This window comes from Actinoallomurus sp. NPDC052274, assembly GCF_040679475.1.
In the GTDB taxonomy this organism is placed as follows: Bacteria; Actinomycetota; Actinomycetes; order Streptosporangiales; family Streptosporangiaceae; genus Actinoallomurus; species Actinoallomurus liliacearum.
This window is the reverse complement of sequence record NZ_JBFAUT010000047.1, coordinates 24393-39167: the sequence shown is the minus strand read 5'-3', so window position 1 is coordinate 39167 and position 14775 is coordinate 24393. Positions and strand designations below refer to the sequence as shown.

Sequence of the window (14775 nt, the reverse complement as noted above, 5' to 3'; positions counted from 1 at the left end):
TCAGCCGGTGACCTGCTTGGTGCTCTGGAACACCTTCTCCAGCAGGCTGCTCATCCAGCTCACCGCGGCGATGGTGACGTCCAGCCGGAAGAGCAACCCGCCGACGACGAGGCCCCAGAAGAAGATCTTGAAGCCTTCGCCCGGCCGCCCGTTCGTGACGCTCTTGACCATCCTGAAGATGCAGACGATCAGAATGATGACGCCGGCGACGCCGCAGATCGTGATGACGACGGTGCCGATCGCGGAGTTATCCAGGAAGTTTTTGGCACCGTCTTCGCCGGTACCGGCGGCGAGCACACCGTGCAGTTCCTTGATCTTCATGTGTTTCCTCTGGATTGTGAGTTCCCGGTCAGGAATTCAGGGCGTTCGAGTACGGCTCCAGTTCGGCCGCGGACCCCGCCGGCCCCCAGGAGAGGATCGGTGGTTGTGCTCCGGCCGGTGCCCCCACCAGGAGGTCGAAGTCCGCGAACGTGACGAACTGTTGGGTGGTGCCGTTCGTACCGGAGACCGTCCCGCCGGATGACGATCTGGCAAGCATGACCCTCGCGCGGACCACCAACTGTCCCTTGTCGGCCTTGATCGCCGACATGATCTGCACAGCCTCGGGTGAGTCGGGCAGGGTGAACCCGCTCAGGCCGACGTAGTGATGGTGGCTGTTCTGGTCGCCGGTGATCGCGAGGAGGCTGGTGGTGTCGCCGTTGACATAGGCCTTGGCCCACGCGGCGATCTGGTTCTTCACCGGTTCGCTCACGTCCACCGTCAGACCGCCGAAGTTGGTGTAGTCACCGACTCCGTTAGGTGCGCCGGCGCCGCCCGTCCACACGGAGAACGTCGGCGCCGCCGACAGCCGAGGGCCCTGGGGAGTCATGAGCAGCGGGACGTCCAGCTTCAGGACGTTCGAGGCGGGCGCCTGCGCGACGTCACCGGGGGTCGTGGACGACGGCGACGGACTGGCGTTCGGGCCGGCCGAAGAGCCGGCGGTCGGCGCCGCGCCGGGAACGCCGGAGGTCGGGGCGTTCGATCCCGCCCCCGTGGTCGGTGTCCCGGGCTGTCCCGCCTGGGGACCCGTTCCCTGGGCCGGTGAGGTCTTCTTGGCCCGCGGGGCGCCATTACCCCTCGACGGCGCCGTCGGCGACGGCGCCGTCGAGGGCGAGGACGAGGAGTCCGGGAGGACGACCAGGAAGTGATGTACCTCGAAGTCGACGAAACCGGACCGGGCCGAGCCGAAGTGCTCCGGTGTGAAGCCCACCCAGCTCAGCGACTGGTAGCGCAGGGGGGCACTGGACTGCCCGGTGAGAAGGTCGGGACCCGCCTTCGCGAGGTCGTCCGGATTCAGGGTGTTGGCGCGCGGCACTGCCTGGTACGCGCCCGACAGGAAGTTCACCGCCGCCGTGTACGCCAGGTCGCGCCCCTTGGGATCGACCGTTGACAGGTCCGGTTTCGTGCTCCCCTTGACCAGCGAGAAGAACACCGCGACAACGCTGAGGCCTGCGGCCAGGAAGAGGACGCCCAGGATCCTCCTGGCCCGTTTGCGCGCCGTCGGCTCGTTCGAGCGCCGAGCGGGGACCATCACGAAACGGGTGGGTGACTCCGCTGGCATCTTCTCCTCCTGCTACGAACGCCCGGCACAGAGAACAGTTCGGACGCGACCCCGATGCGCAAACGTCAGATTCGGCGCATCGTCACATACGCCTCTTACGCCTCTGCTGGCTGGACAGTTCGGTGGACGCGGCGAGACGCCGGCCCTGGCTGCGGGGTGCGGCGGGGAGCCTGGTCATATTGGGGATCTCCTGCTGCGGGACGCCGCGTTCGTCCCAGCTCGCACCGTCGACCGGAACGCCTCCCGGAAGTATCCGGACGGTCCCCGCGGCGGTCCGGCGAAGTGGGGCGATGCCCACATAGAGGCGCACCGGCCTGCCGTCGACGAGGAGCTTGCGCTTGCGGGCGCTGTTCGCCTGCAGACCGAGCCACTTCGCGAGCGACTCCCCCCGGAGCGGGGAGAAGCTGACGACGATCCACCCCACTCCACCCCCCAGCGTGGGCCCGTAAATCAGCGCGTCGATGCCGGCTCCGACGATGAACAGCGCTGCGACGAAGCCCAGCACGGCGCCGATGCCCACGGCGAGAAGCGTGGTGAGCTTGATGGTCCGAGGCAGCGTGATCTCCCGGTTGATGCTGCCGATGACGGCCGGCGGCGGCTTGAGCATGTTGGTGGCCGCGAGCATCACCGGCCCACGCATGTCCTCCACGGCTTCCTCGCTCATGCGTCCTCCTTTGTCGGAGGAGTGACCAGACACACTGCGCACATGGCTCGCTCGCTCCGCTCATTCACGCATCCGACCGTCCGTACTCTCGGCCGAACCGCCAGCACCGCGACCGCCCGCGAGATGACTCACCGGTTGCCCACCGGCCGCCAACGGCGACAGTCAACGACATGCCGAAGATGACCGACTACGTCCGCGAGGGGTTCAACCGGCGCCGCCGCCCGTGGCACCGCACTGAGCTTCCCGAATGGTGGAACCTCGCGGTCTGGGTCGCGCTCGCCGGAATCGGCCTGCTGCTCCTGCTCAGCGCGCTGCTGGAGCCGGACACGCCGTCCGGCACGACCACCTCGTCGCGGCCGCCGGCCTATTCGGTGCAGAAGATCAACCCGTATGCCACGCCCTCCGCCTCGGACGGGTCCGAGGCCGGCACGCCCACGCCGGACGCGTCCGACGCCGGCACGCCCACTCCGGGTCCGGGCGGTCCCACAGGACCTGAGCCGACCGGGGACTTCGCCGCCACGGATGCGGTCGAGATACCGAAGGTCGGTGGCGGAACGGCCGCGGTCCCGGCCGGTGCGCGGAACGTCGCCCTGGCGGCGGCGAAGGCCGCGGCCACTGGGGACTGGACCGGCATTCCGTTCATCGGCCGCGCCAGGCCTCCCAAGGCCCGCCGTACTCCGCAGGGCTCCGTCATCGGGCAGGTGACCGTCACCGATCCATCGGTCACCGGAAACACCCTGTATCTGTTCAGCGCGATGATCACCCACGGTGGAGCGAGCAAGGCCTACCAGTACCGGGTCGCGGTCGAACGCGACCAGTCCGGCTACGCGGTCCACGCGCAGTAGGAGACCACGCCGCCCGCCGCGATGGCCGCCACGAGAACAGCCGGGAGACGCTTGCCTCATGATCGCGTCTCCGGACGGTCATCTTCAGTCAGTCCCCCCGCTCGCGATCCGATCGCAGAACCCCAGCGAGGCGCCGCGTGAACGAGGCCGGCAACAACCCTCCTCAGCCGCCCGTCCCTGCCGGGCCGCCCCCGAGCGAGCCGCCCGAGGCCGCTCCGGCGGAGACCGGCGAACCGGGCGCGTCGCCCGGCCCTGAGCCGCGTCAGGCCGCGCCCCCGCGCGGCCGCGATCTCGTCAGCAAGAACCGCTCCGGAGGCGGGAAGACCGGACCGCCGAGTAGCGAACCGGAGCTCGGCGGAGGCGGAAGCGGCGGCAGGAGCGGCGGCTCCCGTGGCGGCCGCGCGAACCCGATGCGCGACGCGGCGGGGTCCAACGTCCCCAAGCCCGCGAAGGGCGGCTCGGGCATGGGAGCGGACAAGGGACTCGCGCAGAAGGCCGGCGGGCTGGGGTCGAAGGCCGGTGACGTAGCGAACAAGCTGCCGCGCAAGCCGGAGGGCAAGGACCTCGGGGAGAAGGCCGCCCATCTCGGTGGGCAGGCGGCCAACACGTACCTCGCCGCGCAGGCCGGGCCGATGTGGGACGCCGCCAAGAAGGGGCTCAATACAAGGGCCGGCCAGGCGTTGTTGAACAGGGGGCCCGGCGGGAAGCTGCTGAATACCCGTCACGGGAAGCGGTTCAAGGAGGGCGCCGGCGTCTCGGGCAAGGAGAACAAGAAGAAGAGCGGCAAGGGAGGCAGGAGTGGCCAGCCCGACCAGGAAGCGGAGGGCGCCGGGTCTGGGAACGGCAAGGTAAAAGCCCTCGTCCTCGGTGGGTTCAGCCTTCCGCTCGCCCTGTTCCTGATCCTTCCCATGATTCTGGGCGCGACTGCGGACGACAAGCCGCCGGGCCAGCCGGACGGCCGGTCGAACTCACTGGTCGCCAAGTACTTTCCCGACAGGTGGCTGCTGGTGCTGCAACAGGCCGCCGACCGTGCGGAGTCCGAGGCCTCCGCCGACTACTCCACCGTGCCCTGGACCGTTCTGGCCGGCATCGTCGTGGCCCAGACGGACTTCGCCCGCTACAGCCCGTACGACAACGTCGACCGTGACCAGGGCCGTACGACCCCGGAGATCGCTCCGGCCGGCGGAACCGGCAGCGGGGACGACATCACGGCCGGTAACACGGAGGGGGCGGGACCCGAAGCGATCAAGGGGATCACGGGAGACGGCGAGTCGAAGTCCATCGCGCCCGGTCACCCCGGCCCGCCCCCCGGCGACCTCAGCCACCAACTCGGCTGGTTCATGTGGGCCATGCGCATGCACGAGTCGAGCGGCAGATACGACGCGGGGAGCAGGAACGCCGCCTGCGGCGCCTACCAGTACATGCCCGACACCTGGCGGACCGCAGGCGACAACTACGGCTACCAGACCGCCTGCGACGCACCACCGAGCATCCAGGACAAACGAGCGAAAACCGACTTCATCAAGTACTGGAACAAGTGGCACATGTGGCAGTCGGTGGCGGTCAAGCACTTCACCGGCAGCGATAGCTCGGCGAATAAGCCGAGTACCTGGGACCAGTGCCCGGCGGCCTGCGACGTGAACCCCACCATGTGGGGCTACGTCGACGACGTGATGAAGAAGATGGCCCAGGCCGCCAAGGAGCACCCCGCCATCGGGGCGCAGCCTGCGGCGTACCGGCCGAACGGCACCACGGTGCGGCCGGCCGACATGGGTCCCCGCGTGGCCGCGTCCTCGTCCAGCGGTTCGACCGCGGCCACGGCGGACCTCGAAGCCGTCACCGCCGCCGCCGACCTGCAGTCCGCGACGAGTACCGCCGATCGGACGGACATCCCCGAGGGAGTGTTGGCCGACGGCTGCCCCGTGGGCAACCCCAGCCCACCGATCGGCGGTAAGGGCGCCCAGGGCTCCGGGCCGTACCTGCTGACGCCGAGCGCGGTCGCCGACATGAGGGGGCCCCAATGGGGGCTGGACCCGCAGAATCCGTGCGATTCCTCGTACTACGTCGCCCGCAAGCTCAGTTACTGGGCGGAGAAAGTGCACAGCGATCCATCCAGTCCCCAGTGGGTGGCCGACGGGGACAAGGAGGACCAGGAGAACGCCCGTAAGTACTGGAGCAAGGTCATCGAGGCGTCCGGCCTCTTCGCGGAGCGCACCGCACAGCCGGACGCACCGTGCGCCCTGCCGCCGGAAGACTCGAAGAAGCCCTGGTCGGTCAACTTCAAGATCATCTCGATCTGGCACTGTGAGGTCACCCGCATGCCGGAGCTGTACCTGGTCACCGGCGGCCAGCACGTGGACAAGAAGTTCACCTATACCGTCGAGGAGAACCGGTCCGCCGCGGAACAGACCCTCATCAACGAGGCGCTGGAAGTCAGCTACGCCGCCAGTAAGTGGAAGACCGACAAGTGCGACGACAAGTCGACGGAGCGCCAGGGCGTCTTCCCCATGACGCCGCAGGAGGCCGCCAAGGCCGGAGTCGCCGACCGGTGTGACGATGCGAAGAACATCGATGGCGCCGCGAAGCTCGTGCTCGCCGGCGAGGCCGTTCCACCGGACAAACGGGAGAAGAAAAAGGGCGACTTCCAGCCGATGGTCGGCGGTTGGCGGTCGCTGAGCATCGCGATGGGCAAGGACCTCGACATGTTCTCGGTCATCGGCCCGAGCACATCACTCGTCGCGTCCGACGCGTGTACGAAGGTGATGACGGCGTTCCTGAACAAGATCGCACCGCTCGCAACGGAGTTCGCGGCGCTGAAGGACCCGCCCGAGAAGGACCTGGACACCTGGCGGCAGAAGCTGTCCACCCTGGAGACCGCCAACCAGATCACCGAGCCGGGGACGGACCGCGCGTGCATGGTCGGCTCCTGGTCACCGGGGTTCAACGGCGAACTCGCCGACCTCGCCACCAGTCTGGCGGGCAGCGACGCGGCGAACGCGGACAACCTCACCGGCCTGGGCAACTACTACCAGGCCGCGGACGCCGCCGTGAAGCCGACGGACCCGGTGGTGGGTCAGGACCCGCTGGTCATCCCCCGGCTGGCGCCGCGCCCGCTCAAAGAAATCCAGCCGCCGTCCGCCGATGACGCGACGCAGGCATCGGCGAACCTCGGCGGGTCGGACGGCACGACACTGCCTCTCTCCCAGGTCGCCATCGACTACGCGTGGTTCTTCGGCGGCGTCATCAGCCCGTTCAACAGCGCCGGCCAGCGTATCGGCTCGCTCGCGAACGGATCCGCCGAGTCGACGTCGGGGGGCGCGCCCGGGGGCGGACCGGCTACCCTCGGCAACCTGAATGGAACGCTGGGCGAGCGCATCGTCGCCTGGGCCAGCAAGTGGATCGGGCTGCCCTACCAGTTCGGTGGCGGAGACATCCATGGGCCCACCGTCGGCACCAACTCGAACGGCAGCGGCAAGCCCGGCTTCGACTGTTCCGGGCTCACGCTGTACGCGGTGTACAACGCGACCGGCGGACAGGTGACCCTGGCGCACTACGTCCCCACACAGTGGAAGGATTCGCACGTCCACAGCGTCTCCTACAGCGACTTGCAGCCGGGCGATCTCATCGCGATGCATGAATGGGGCCACGTCGGCATCTACATCGGCGGTGGAAAGATGATCCACGCGCCGCACACCGGTGACGTCGTCAAAATCTCGGACATCACACACGGGTGGTATCGGGACGTGTTCGTCACCGGAGGGCGGGTGACCCAGTGAATGACCGGACCGGCTGGATCGATGCCGGCCAGGTGTGAAATAATCCCTGTCACGCAACAACGAAGAGCCTCCGGCCCACGGTGGCGCCAATTACGACGCACAATGGGCCGGACAACAGTTCCAGCCCTCGCGCGTCCTGAATTCCAAGGGGTATTGACATGCGCAAGGGCACGAAGATTGTTTCCATCATCACCGGCGTCGTCATCATCATCCTCGTCGTGACGGGGGCGTTGATACTCAAGGGCTTCGGCGGCTCCGGCGACGGTCGCCAGAACACGCCGCAGACTTCGAAGGACCACCCCCAAAAGTTCTGCACGGTCGACAAGGTCGACGGCAGGTTCGGCGAGGACGTCAAGGACGCCGGTCAGGAGTCGGTGCTGTCCTGGACGGCCGGGGCCCCGTCCAGCAACGGGTCGGTGGCCATCAGCGGCACCTTGGAGGAGAGGGACCGGTCGGACCGCACCGGCCAGTGGTACGACATGGGCACGCCGCGCCCCTTCCAGGGGACGCAGGTCGGCGACAAGATCACGATCTACTTCCCCGACCGGACGGACCCGGTCACGGGCACGATCGAGAACGGCAAGCTGCGCCTGGACGCGCAGCTGGAACGTTTGTCGCTGGTCATGGACCTCAACTGCCGGTGACCGTGGCGAGCGGCAGGCGGCCGACGGGAACCAGCCATCGAATGAGCGGCCCCGGCAAGGGGCCTCCGAAAACCGATCGGCCTCCACCCGCTACGGGTGGAGGCCGATCTCGTTCCCGGGTCGGTGCGGCTCTTGCCTGGCCGCACGGACGGCCGATCAACCCGACCGGTCGAACATTCGATCCAGCATTTCCCGGAGCCTGGGCGTGCGGTCCGACGAGGCGCGCGGATCGGATGCCATCCTCGCGAACTCATCTTCAAAAACCCGCTCGATGCTCTCAAGCTTGTCCGTTAGAACACGATTGTCCCATTTCTCGCCGGCCATTCGATTATCGATCTTGTTCTTGAGCTCGTCTAGGACGGCTTCCATTCTCGCAGAATCTCCCCAGAGGTGGGGCATTCGGGAGACGCGGCCAAGCAGTTTCTCCAACTCCTGATGCCATTCCGCCTGGCGCGCATGCGTCATGGCGTTGAGCCGGTCGATCTGCTCTTTCGCCTTGCCGATATCGTCCAGATCGGCCGCTGGATCGTAGACCTCCGCCCAGACCTGCCAGGCGTTGCGTGCCGACGAGGAGGCGTCGGCGACATCCCGCATCATCTTGGTCAGCTCTTCGATCTCCTGGGCACGCTCGCGACCCAGGTCGTTCAGATCGGCGAGTCTGTCGCGGAAGTCCGCGGAGCCCATCGAACGACTCCTCTCGTGCAGGGCTTCCACCTGCCGCAGGATGACCTTCATGTCGTCGCACTTCCGCTCCAGCTCGACATGCACCTCCTCGGCCGTCGAGTCCCTGCCGCTCGGCAAGGCCACCCTGACCTTCCCGACGTCCTTGATCTCGTCGCGGGCGGTACTCATCAGCTCACCGGACTCGACGTACGTCCTGCTGACCTCATTCCCCAACCAGACCCGGCCGGCCCGCATGGCATCATCCGCCGGCCGGCGGGGCTTGATGACCATCTTCGCAAGCTCTCCGCCCCCCGCCTCGATCCGCGCCCGAACCGCTGGATCACGAACGTCGCCCGCCGGGCTGATCCACTCACCGTCGGGGGTCAGGTAACCGCATTCCTGAATATACGAGCAAATCCGCACGTTGCGCTGATCATCGGTTTCTCTCACTCCGTTGATCACCTGATGGTCCCAGACGTGTTGAGGCACCCAGTTCGCGGGATGCGCCTTAAGCGCCAAAGGGGCGCTCTGGTCGATCTTTCGCTGCCCATTTTTATCAAAGGACAGGACATTCGGAAGCAACAAGCCTTGCGTACTGAGATTCAACTGCTCGGGCTTGGCCCCCATCTTGGCCGCCGTTTCGTTCAGCGCCTTCTGCCGATCCACCTCGTCGGTGAATCCACGAAAAGTCGGGTTGTATCCATCCGCATGGTTGGCGCCGAACTGCCTGGCACGCACGGCATCGAGGCTCTGCGTGACCTGTTCGGTCGTCAGGCGTCGCCGCTGCTCCTTGTCGTTGACCCTCATCAGGTTGCGTTGATTATTTTCGGCAAGCCTCTTGGCCGTGTTCGGGCTGTTCGTGAACACCACCCCGGCGGCCGACCCCTCCTTGAGGCTACCGACTTTATTGCCGTCCTTCCCTTGTTCAAGGAAGCTGGCGAGGCGAATCGCTCTCTTCATCCGCTCGCTGGCGTGCCCAGTGACGGCCTGCGTCGTCTTGCCGAGCGCCGCGGCACCCGCGCCCAGCATCAGTGGCAGCGACGCCAGCGTCAGCATTCCAGGCGCCAGGGCGGTCACGGCGGCGCCGCCCGCGGCAAGCGCCGCGTACCCGGCCGCCCGCTGCGCGGGCGAACCGGACCTGATCATCCGGGCCAGATCATTCCTTCTGCGGGTAAGGACGCCACCGACGGCCGCACGCCCTGCCTGGTATTTGTCCTTCGTCCAGTTCACGGCCGGCTGGGACTTGTCCTTCGTCCAGTCCGCGACCGGTTTCCCCACCCGCTTGCCGGCGCGCTTGAGTCCCTTACCCACCCCACGAGCCGCCGCTCTGGTCGCCTTGTTGTTGATCATCCGTCGCTGCAGCGACCGCTCGTCCAGCGCGCTCAGCCGCTTCTCACCGACACCGATCCGGCCGAGCCCGCGGGAGAGGCGGTCGGCCGCGCCCTGGTACATGCTCTTGTCGTTCGTGGCCCTCATCATCGCGGCGCCGGCGAAGCCCAGCATGCCGGTCATCTTGGAGAGGTCTCCGAGCCCGAGCCACTTGGCGCCTCTCTTGAAAAGGAAGAGCCCAAGCAGGGGCGCACCGCCTTGCAGCGCCTGCTGGAAGAAGTTGGGGGTCGGAGTGTTGCCGATGGAGGCGTGAACGACATCATTTGTCAGGCTGATGAAGTTGGTCAGGAACGCCAACCCTAGGGTGAAGACGAATTTTCCACCGGCTGCGGCCCCGGTCGCTTTCAAGGCTTTCTTTCCCGACTCTGCTCCTGCAGCCAAGAGAATCAAGGACAGTGGCAGGATCATGCAGAGGACGGCCAGTGCCACGCTCGTCAGCGTCAGGCCGACCGCCATCGGTCCGAGAGTGAACAGGAAGACGACGGCGATGATGGCGGACAGCAACCCCTGAGTGATGCGTTCGGCCTGATTGGCACCGAGCCAGCCGCTGACGAAATTCCAGTCGGCCCGACAGTTCTCCGCAACGTCTTCCTTGTCGGACGCGATGCAGTCCCCGAGCTTGCCGCTCAGCTCATCATTGCCGTTGAAGTAGAACCCGTTGATCTTGTACGTGCCAGTGATCAAGTCCATCATGAACTTGCCCATGCCCTCGGACGTCTGGCCGCTGAAGATCTGGTCGCAGGCACCGGCCTTGTCGTCGATCTTGGCGGGGCTCCACTGCGGGAGAGGGCCATCACCCGATAGCCCGGTCTTGCTCTTGCAGGCACCCCAGGCCACCATGATGAGCTGCTCATTGTTGCTGGGCGCGATGAAATAGCCGCGCTTGATGCCCTGTGTCGTGGTGCCTATCTTATGCCCTGTCGCCATGTCGTAGGCGTCCAGCTTCTCCTGCACCGGAACGTCGGCGTTCGACTCGAGGTAGCGGCAGGCGGCGTGCGCGGGGCTGGGATGGTGCTCGTCTCCGTCGCCGAACTGCGCGGCCACCCAGGACCGGACGAAAGTGATCTCCCAGATTTTGCTGATCTGCTGCATGCCTCCGACCCCATCGGCCATTTCGCTCATGGAGCCGTCGCGCATGGTGCCGGAATTCTGATTGCCGTAATGCGTGTAGAGGGTGTCGTCGAGCTTCGCGCAGGTCACGTTCCCGGCGTACAGCGGATCGTTGTCGTAGAACGCCGTCGCGCCGTTGCTCCCCAGGTCCGTCAGGCTGGTCAGTGATCTCGACATCGACCCGAACCAGCCCTGCACCGACCTGGCCATCCACGGCACCGTGTACTTCGCCGTCGGATCGTCCATGTGCTTGCCGGACTGGTCGGCCATGAAAAAGATCATTCCGGTGGCCGACAGGAACACCAACAGCAGGCGCATGGCGGCCGCCGGACCGTTCTTCCCGCTGTTCCAGCGCTTGATCACCGCCGCCAGGATGAAGAGCCAGACCGGGATGAGGAACCACGACGCCCACATCGAGAGGTCGTGTACGGCCGCGTTGATCCCTGGAGCCGCCCAGCACACCATGTCGAAGGTGTAGCCGAAACCCATGACCGTGCCGATCAGCTGCCAGAGCAGAGCCGCGAACATGAACGCCAGGCTCGCGAGCATCGAGACGAACAGCCGGACCTTCATGATCCAAGCGTTGTCCACGGTGAACAGGCCGAAGGACGTCCAGCGGTTCAGTGGCAGGAAGTTCCTTCTCTCCTTGTACCCCTGGCAGATACCGCTCTTCTCGATGCCGTCGACACGCGGGGGCGCCGCGAGTACCTGACCGTCCACGTCCGGAAGGACGGAGGCCACCGTCGTCGAACCGGCCGATGCTCCCGTGACCGTACGCACCGGGGCCGTGGGCGAAGCCGCCGATGACGCGGCGGCGGTCGCGGACGCGTGCGAGTGACCGCCGAGTCCAAAGCCGTTGCCGGACACCAGCGCCAGCCCGCAGAAGACCGTGACCACGAAGAGCCACGCGAGGAGCTGAAAACCGCGGTGCGGCCCGGACCGTGCGCTCTCGGTGGAGCCGCGCGGCCGCCCGGAGCGCGGCTTCGCGGGGGCGCTCCGCGTCCCGCGTGGTGGTCCGGACCGCGACCGTCCGGCGCGCGAGCTCAGCCGACGAGCCATGAATCGGTTCCTCCCTCGGCCGCGGCGGCCGCTGCCGCGTCCTGTTGGGCGCGCTCCGCGGCGTCCCGCGCCAGGCGTCGTTGCTCGCGCTCCTGGCGGTCCAGCGGGTTCGTGCTGTACGCCGCCGCGGCCTCCGGTGGCGTGGGGCCGAGCACGACCTGCGCGTGCTGACCCGCCAGGTCGCGGAAGATGCCGCGGGCCCAGCGGGCGGGCCGGTCGCCCTCCGCCGGAAGCGGTCCGAACTCGCGGATCTCGGCGAGCCGCTGCGGGGTGGGGCGCAGTCCGCACAGCCGCACGGCCGTCTCCGCCTCCTTCTTCTCGTTCAGCTTCAGCACCATCACACGGCTGAGGTAGGACTCCAGGTCCTTGGTCACCACGTCGGCGATCCGCTGGGTGAGGAAGACCGGGAGGATGTTGAGGGACCGGCCCTCACGGGAGATCCGCTGCAGGGACGCCAGCCCCTCCGGTTGCGACAGGAAGGTCCACGCCTCGTCGACGATCAGGACGCCGGCCCGGTTGGCGATGAGGATCTCCAATGACGCGCGGATCACCAGCCGTACGGCGGCCAGCGCGATCCGTTCGGAGACCGAGTACTCGTTCGCGGTCTTTCCCTCGGGGAGACCGAGGTCACGGTCGAAGTCGACCAGAGTGAGCCGTTGCGTCGTCATGTCGAGTCTCGGCAGCGGTTTGAGCGCGACGCCCAGCGAGAACATGCTGGACGCCTCCATCTGCTGCTCGATGAGGCCGCGCAACCGGTCCGCGTCCTCCCCCGGGATGTACTCCAGCGCCTCCCACACGCACCGCGCCCCGTTGAGCGCCCCGCGCTTCAGACCGGAGCCCAGCGCCAGCCGTTCCTGCAGCGTCAGGCCGTCCCGGAAGTCGTCCAGGGCGGACAGGATGTGCACGTTGGCGATCTCCGCGGCGATGGTCGGCGGTGCGTACCGGAACGGGTCGAAGGCGCCCGGAGTGTCCTCCAGCGCCGACATGGACACTCGCCCGCTCGGCACTCCGAGGCTCTCCGCGTAGTCGACCATGCCGTACAGCGAGTCGCCGCCCTTCGGGTTGACGAAGATGGCCGGGAGACCGTTCAACACGGACTGGACGGCGATGGACTGAGCGAAGAACGTCTTGCCGCTACCCGGGTCACCGAAGATCCCGAACACCGGCGGCAGGTTCTTCCGGGGGGCGCCGAGCGGGTCGATGAAGAAGGGCGTCCCGTCCGGGTCGATGACGCCGCCGAAGACCCCGGTGTCGTCCCCGAGCCGGGAGAACGACTGCAGGCCGGCGTGCGAGACCATCGGCACGTTGACGTCCTGCAGGAACGGGTTGACCCGTACGGACGAGCACGGCAGCGTCTCCTCCAGCGCCTGGATCTGCCGGTGCTCCAGGGCCTTCATCTGGATCCCGTAGTTCTGGCTGAGGAAGTCCAGGTAGGTCTCGGTCTCGTCGGTGACCTCGCGCGCCATGACGAAGCTGCAGTTCGCCAGCATGGGCTGGTTGGACCCCGCCAGGTAGTCCTCGATCTCCTTGGCCTGCTGGAAGGTTTCGGAGAGCTCCACCTTTTCCAGGTCCTGGGTCTTCTGCTCCTCCTCCATGTTGGCGATGATCCGCCGCTGCGCCCGGCGGGCCCGCGCCCGCGTCAGGTTCGCGGGTTCGAGCTCGGCGCGAATCGAGATTACGTGGGGCGCGTCACCGGGATGGCTGATCGCGTCCATCGCCCACTGCGCGTACGGGGAGGGCATCAGCGGTTGGTCGAAGCGCATGATGGCGGCCATCTCCAGCTCGCCGACGCCGTTCACCACGAGGCGGGTCGGCAGCTCCTCGATCACCGCGTCGGGCCCGTTCCCGAGGTTGTACCAGGCCTCGAGCTGGTCCAGCTCCTGCCGGGTCGGGATCTGCGCGTTGCTCCGGTCGAAGATCGCCGTGACGACCTCGATGTCCTTCTTGTAGGGCTCCAGCTTCGGCACATCCTCGCTGATGGTCTCCTTGAGCAGCTCGGTCATGCTCTTCAGGAGCGATCCCCGGTTCGTCGTGCTCTTGGTCGCCTTGTCCAGCAGTGACGAGCGGAGCTGGACACCGACGAAGAGCGCGCGCTTAGGGGCCAGGAAGCCGAACGCCTCGGCCTGGTAGGCGCGCAGCTCCTCGGTGTTCTCCTTCGGCGGGACGACCAGGTCGTCCCAGCTGATCGACACGAGGTGAACGTTCCGGTTGCTGGACAGGGTCGCCAGGCCGCCGATGGGCTGCCGCGAGGTGCCGCCCAGGTCGGCGAGGAGCTGAGCGAACGGCGATGCCAGCGACAACTGCTGTTCCGGGTCCTCCCACTTCATGGGCGACAACGGCAACGTGCGGTACATCCAGACCTCGCCGTTGTAGCCGACGTAGGTGCCGTCAGTGGTCCGCCATGCGTACGGAGTCGTCCACATCGTGGCGGTATCGGCATCCGACCGGCCTGCCCGGCTGGTCCCGGTCAGTCGCTGAAAGGTCCCTTTGAGGCTGGGCATCGGGGTCATCTCCCGGATCGTGTGAAGCTCTGTGCCAGACAGTCCGGCAACTACCACTGGCGGCAGCCGCCGGTATCCGCACAGTCGGATTCAGAAGCCGAATTCGATCGCCTGACCGATGATCAGAGCAACAAACCGAGGACACTGTGATGGCTACCGCACCGACCGTCGTCGTGGCGGGGGACACCGGCATCGGGCGGAAACTACGGGAGACCCGGAAGTTCCCCGCGGTGTTCGACGTCGCCTCCGCGAAAGAGCTTCGCCATCTCTCCAGGAGGGGAGAGGTCGCCGCACCGGCGGCGTTCATGTTCGCACCGGGGTTCGTCGAGGACGTCAGGGGCGCGGGCGTGGAGACCCTGGCGAACAGCCTCGCGAGCAACGGATTCACCGTCCTCGTCCACGATTACTTCGCCGAACGCGGCGACTCCTTCAGCGCCGAGGTGAAGGTCACCGAGCGCCAGGTGAGGATGTCGCAGTTGCTGACGGCCCTCGGCCTGGTGGACGGCGAGCCGGCGCCCGAACCG

At 67.1% G+C, this 14775-nt stretch carries 8 protein-coding genes; 3 read left to right on the top strand and 5 right to left on the bottom strand.

Features of this window, described 5'->3' with window-relative positions:
- The 3 genes from AB0K82_RS31665 to AB0K82_RS31655 all read right to left on the bottom strand — a co-directional run bounded on the left by AB0K82_RS31665 (window position 1) and on the right by AB0K82_RS31655 (window position 2264).
- Window positions 1-321, bottom strand: coding sequence for a hypothetical protein (locus AB0K82_RS31665; protein ID WP_364404107.1), 321 nt, complete (start codon window positions 319-321; stop codon window positions 1-3).
- Between the two features lie 28 nt (window positions 322-349).
- Window positions 350-1600, bottom strand: coding sequence for a hypothetical protein (locus tag AB0K82_RS31660; protein ID WP_364404106.1), 1251 nt, complete (start codon window positions 1598-1600; stop codon window positions 350-352).
- Between the two features lie 82 nt (window positions 1601-1682).
- A complete protein-coding gene (locus tag AB0K82_RS31655) occupies window positions 1683-2264 on the bottom strand; it encodes a hypothetical protein (protein ID WP_364404105.1) in 582 nt (193 codons plus the stop codon).
- 170 nt (window positions 2265-2434) lie between these two features.
- On the opposite strand from AB0K82_RS31655, the gene AB0K82_RS31650 reads away from it, so the two are divergent.
- The 3 genes from AB0K82_RS31650 (at window position 2435) to AB0K82_RS31640 (ending at window position 7529) form a co-directional block, all read left to right on the top strand.
- A complete protein-coding gene (locus AB0K82_RS31650) occupies window positions 2435-3109 on the top strand; it encodes a hypothetical protein (protein WP_364404104.1) in 675 nt (224 codons plus the stop codon).
- A 137-nt stretch (window positions 3110-3246) separates the two neighbouring features.
- On the top strand, window positions 3247-6885 hold the full coding sequence (locus AB0K82_RS31645; RefSeq protein WP_364404103.1) for a C40 family peptidase: 3639 nt from the start codon (window positions 3247-3249) through the stop codon (window positions 6883-6885).
- Between the two features lie 158 nt (window positions 6886-7043).
- Entirely contained in the window at window positions 7044-7529 is a 486-nt protein-coding gene (locus AB0K82_RS31640; RefSeq protein WP_364404102.1) for a hypothetical protein, read from the top strand.
- 156 nt (window positions 7530-7685) lie between these two features.
- Here the strand turns inward: AB0K82_RS31640 and AB0K82_RS31635 are convergent, their stop codons facing one another.
- Both AB0K82_RS31635 and AB0K82_RS31630 read right to left on the bottom strand, forming a co-directional pair.
- Window positions 7686-11588 (bottom strand): hypothetical protein, encoded by a 3903-nt coding sequence (locus AB0K82_RS31635; RefSeq protein ID WP_364404101.1) that lies wholly within the window; start codon window positions 11586-11588, stop codon window positions 7686-7688.
- Between the two features lie 146 nt (window positions 11589-11734).
- Window positions 11735-14173 carry an ATP-binding protein gene (locus AB0K82_RS31630; RefSeq protein ID WP_364404100.1) on the bottom strand — a complete coding sequence of 813 codons (2439 nt, stop codon included), beginning with the start codon at window positions 14171-14173 and terminating at the stop codon, window positions 11735-11737.
- Window positions 14174-14775: the final 602 nt, after the last annotated feature.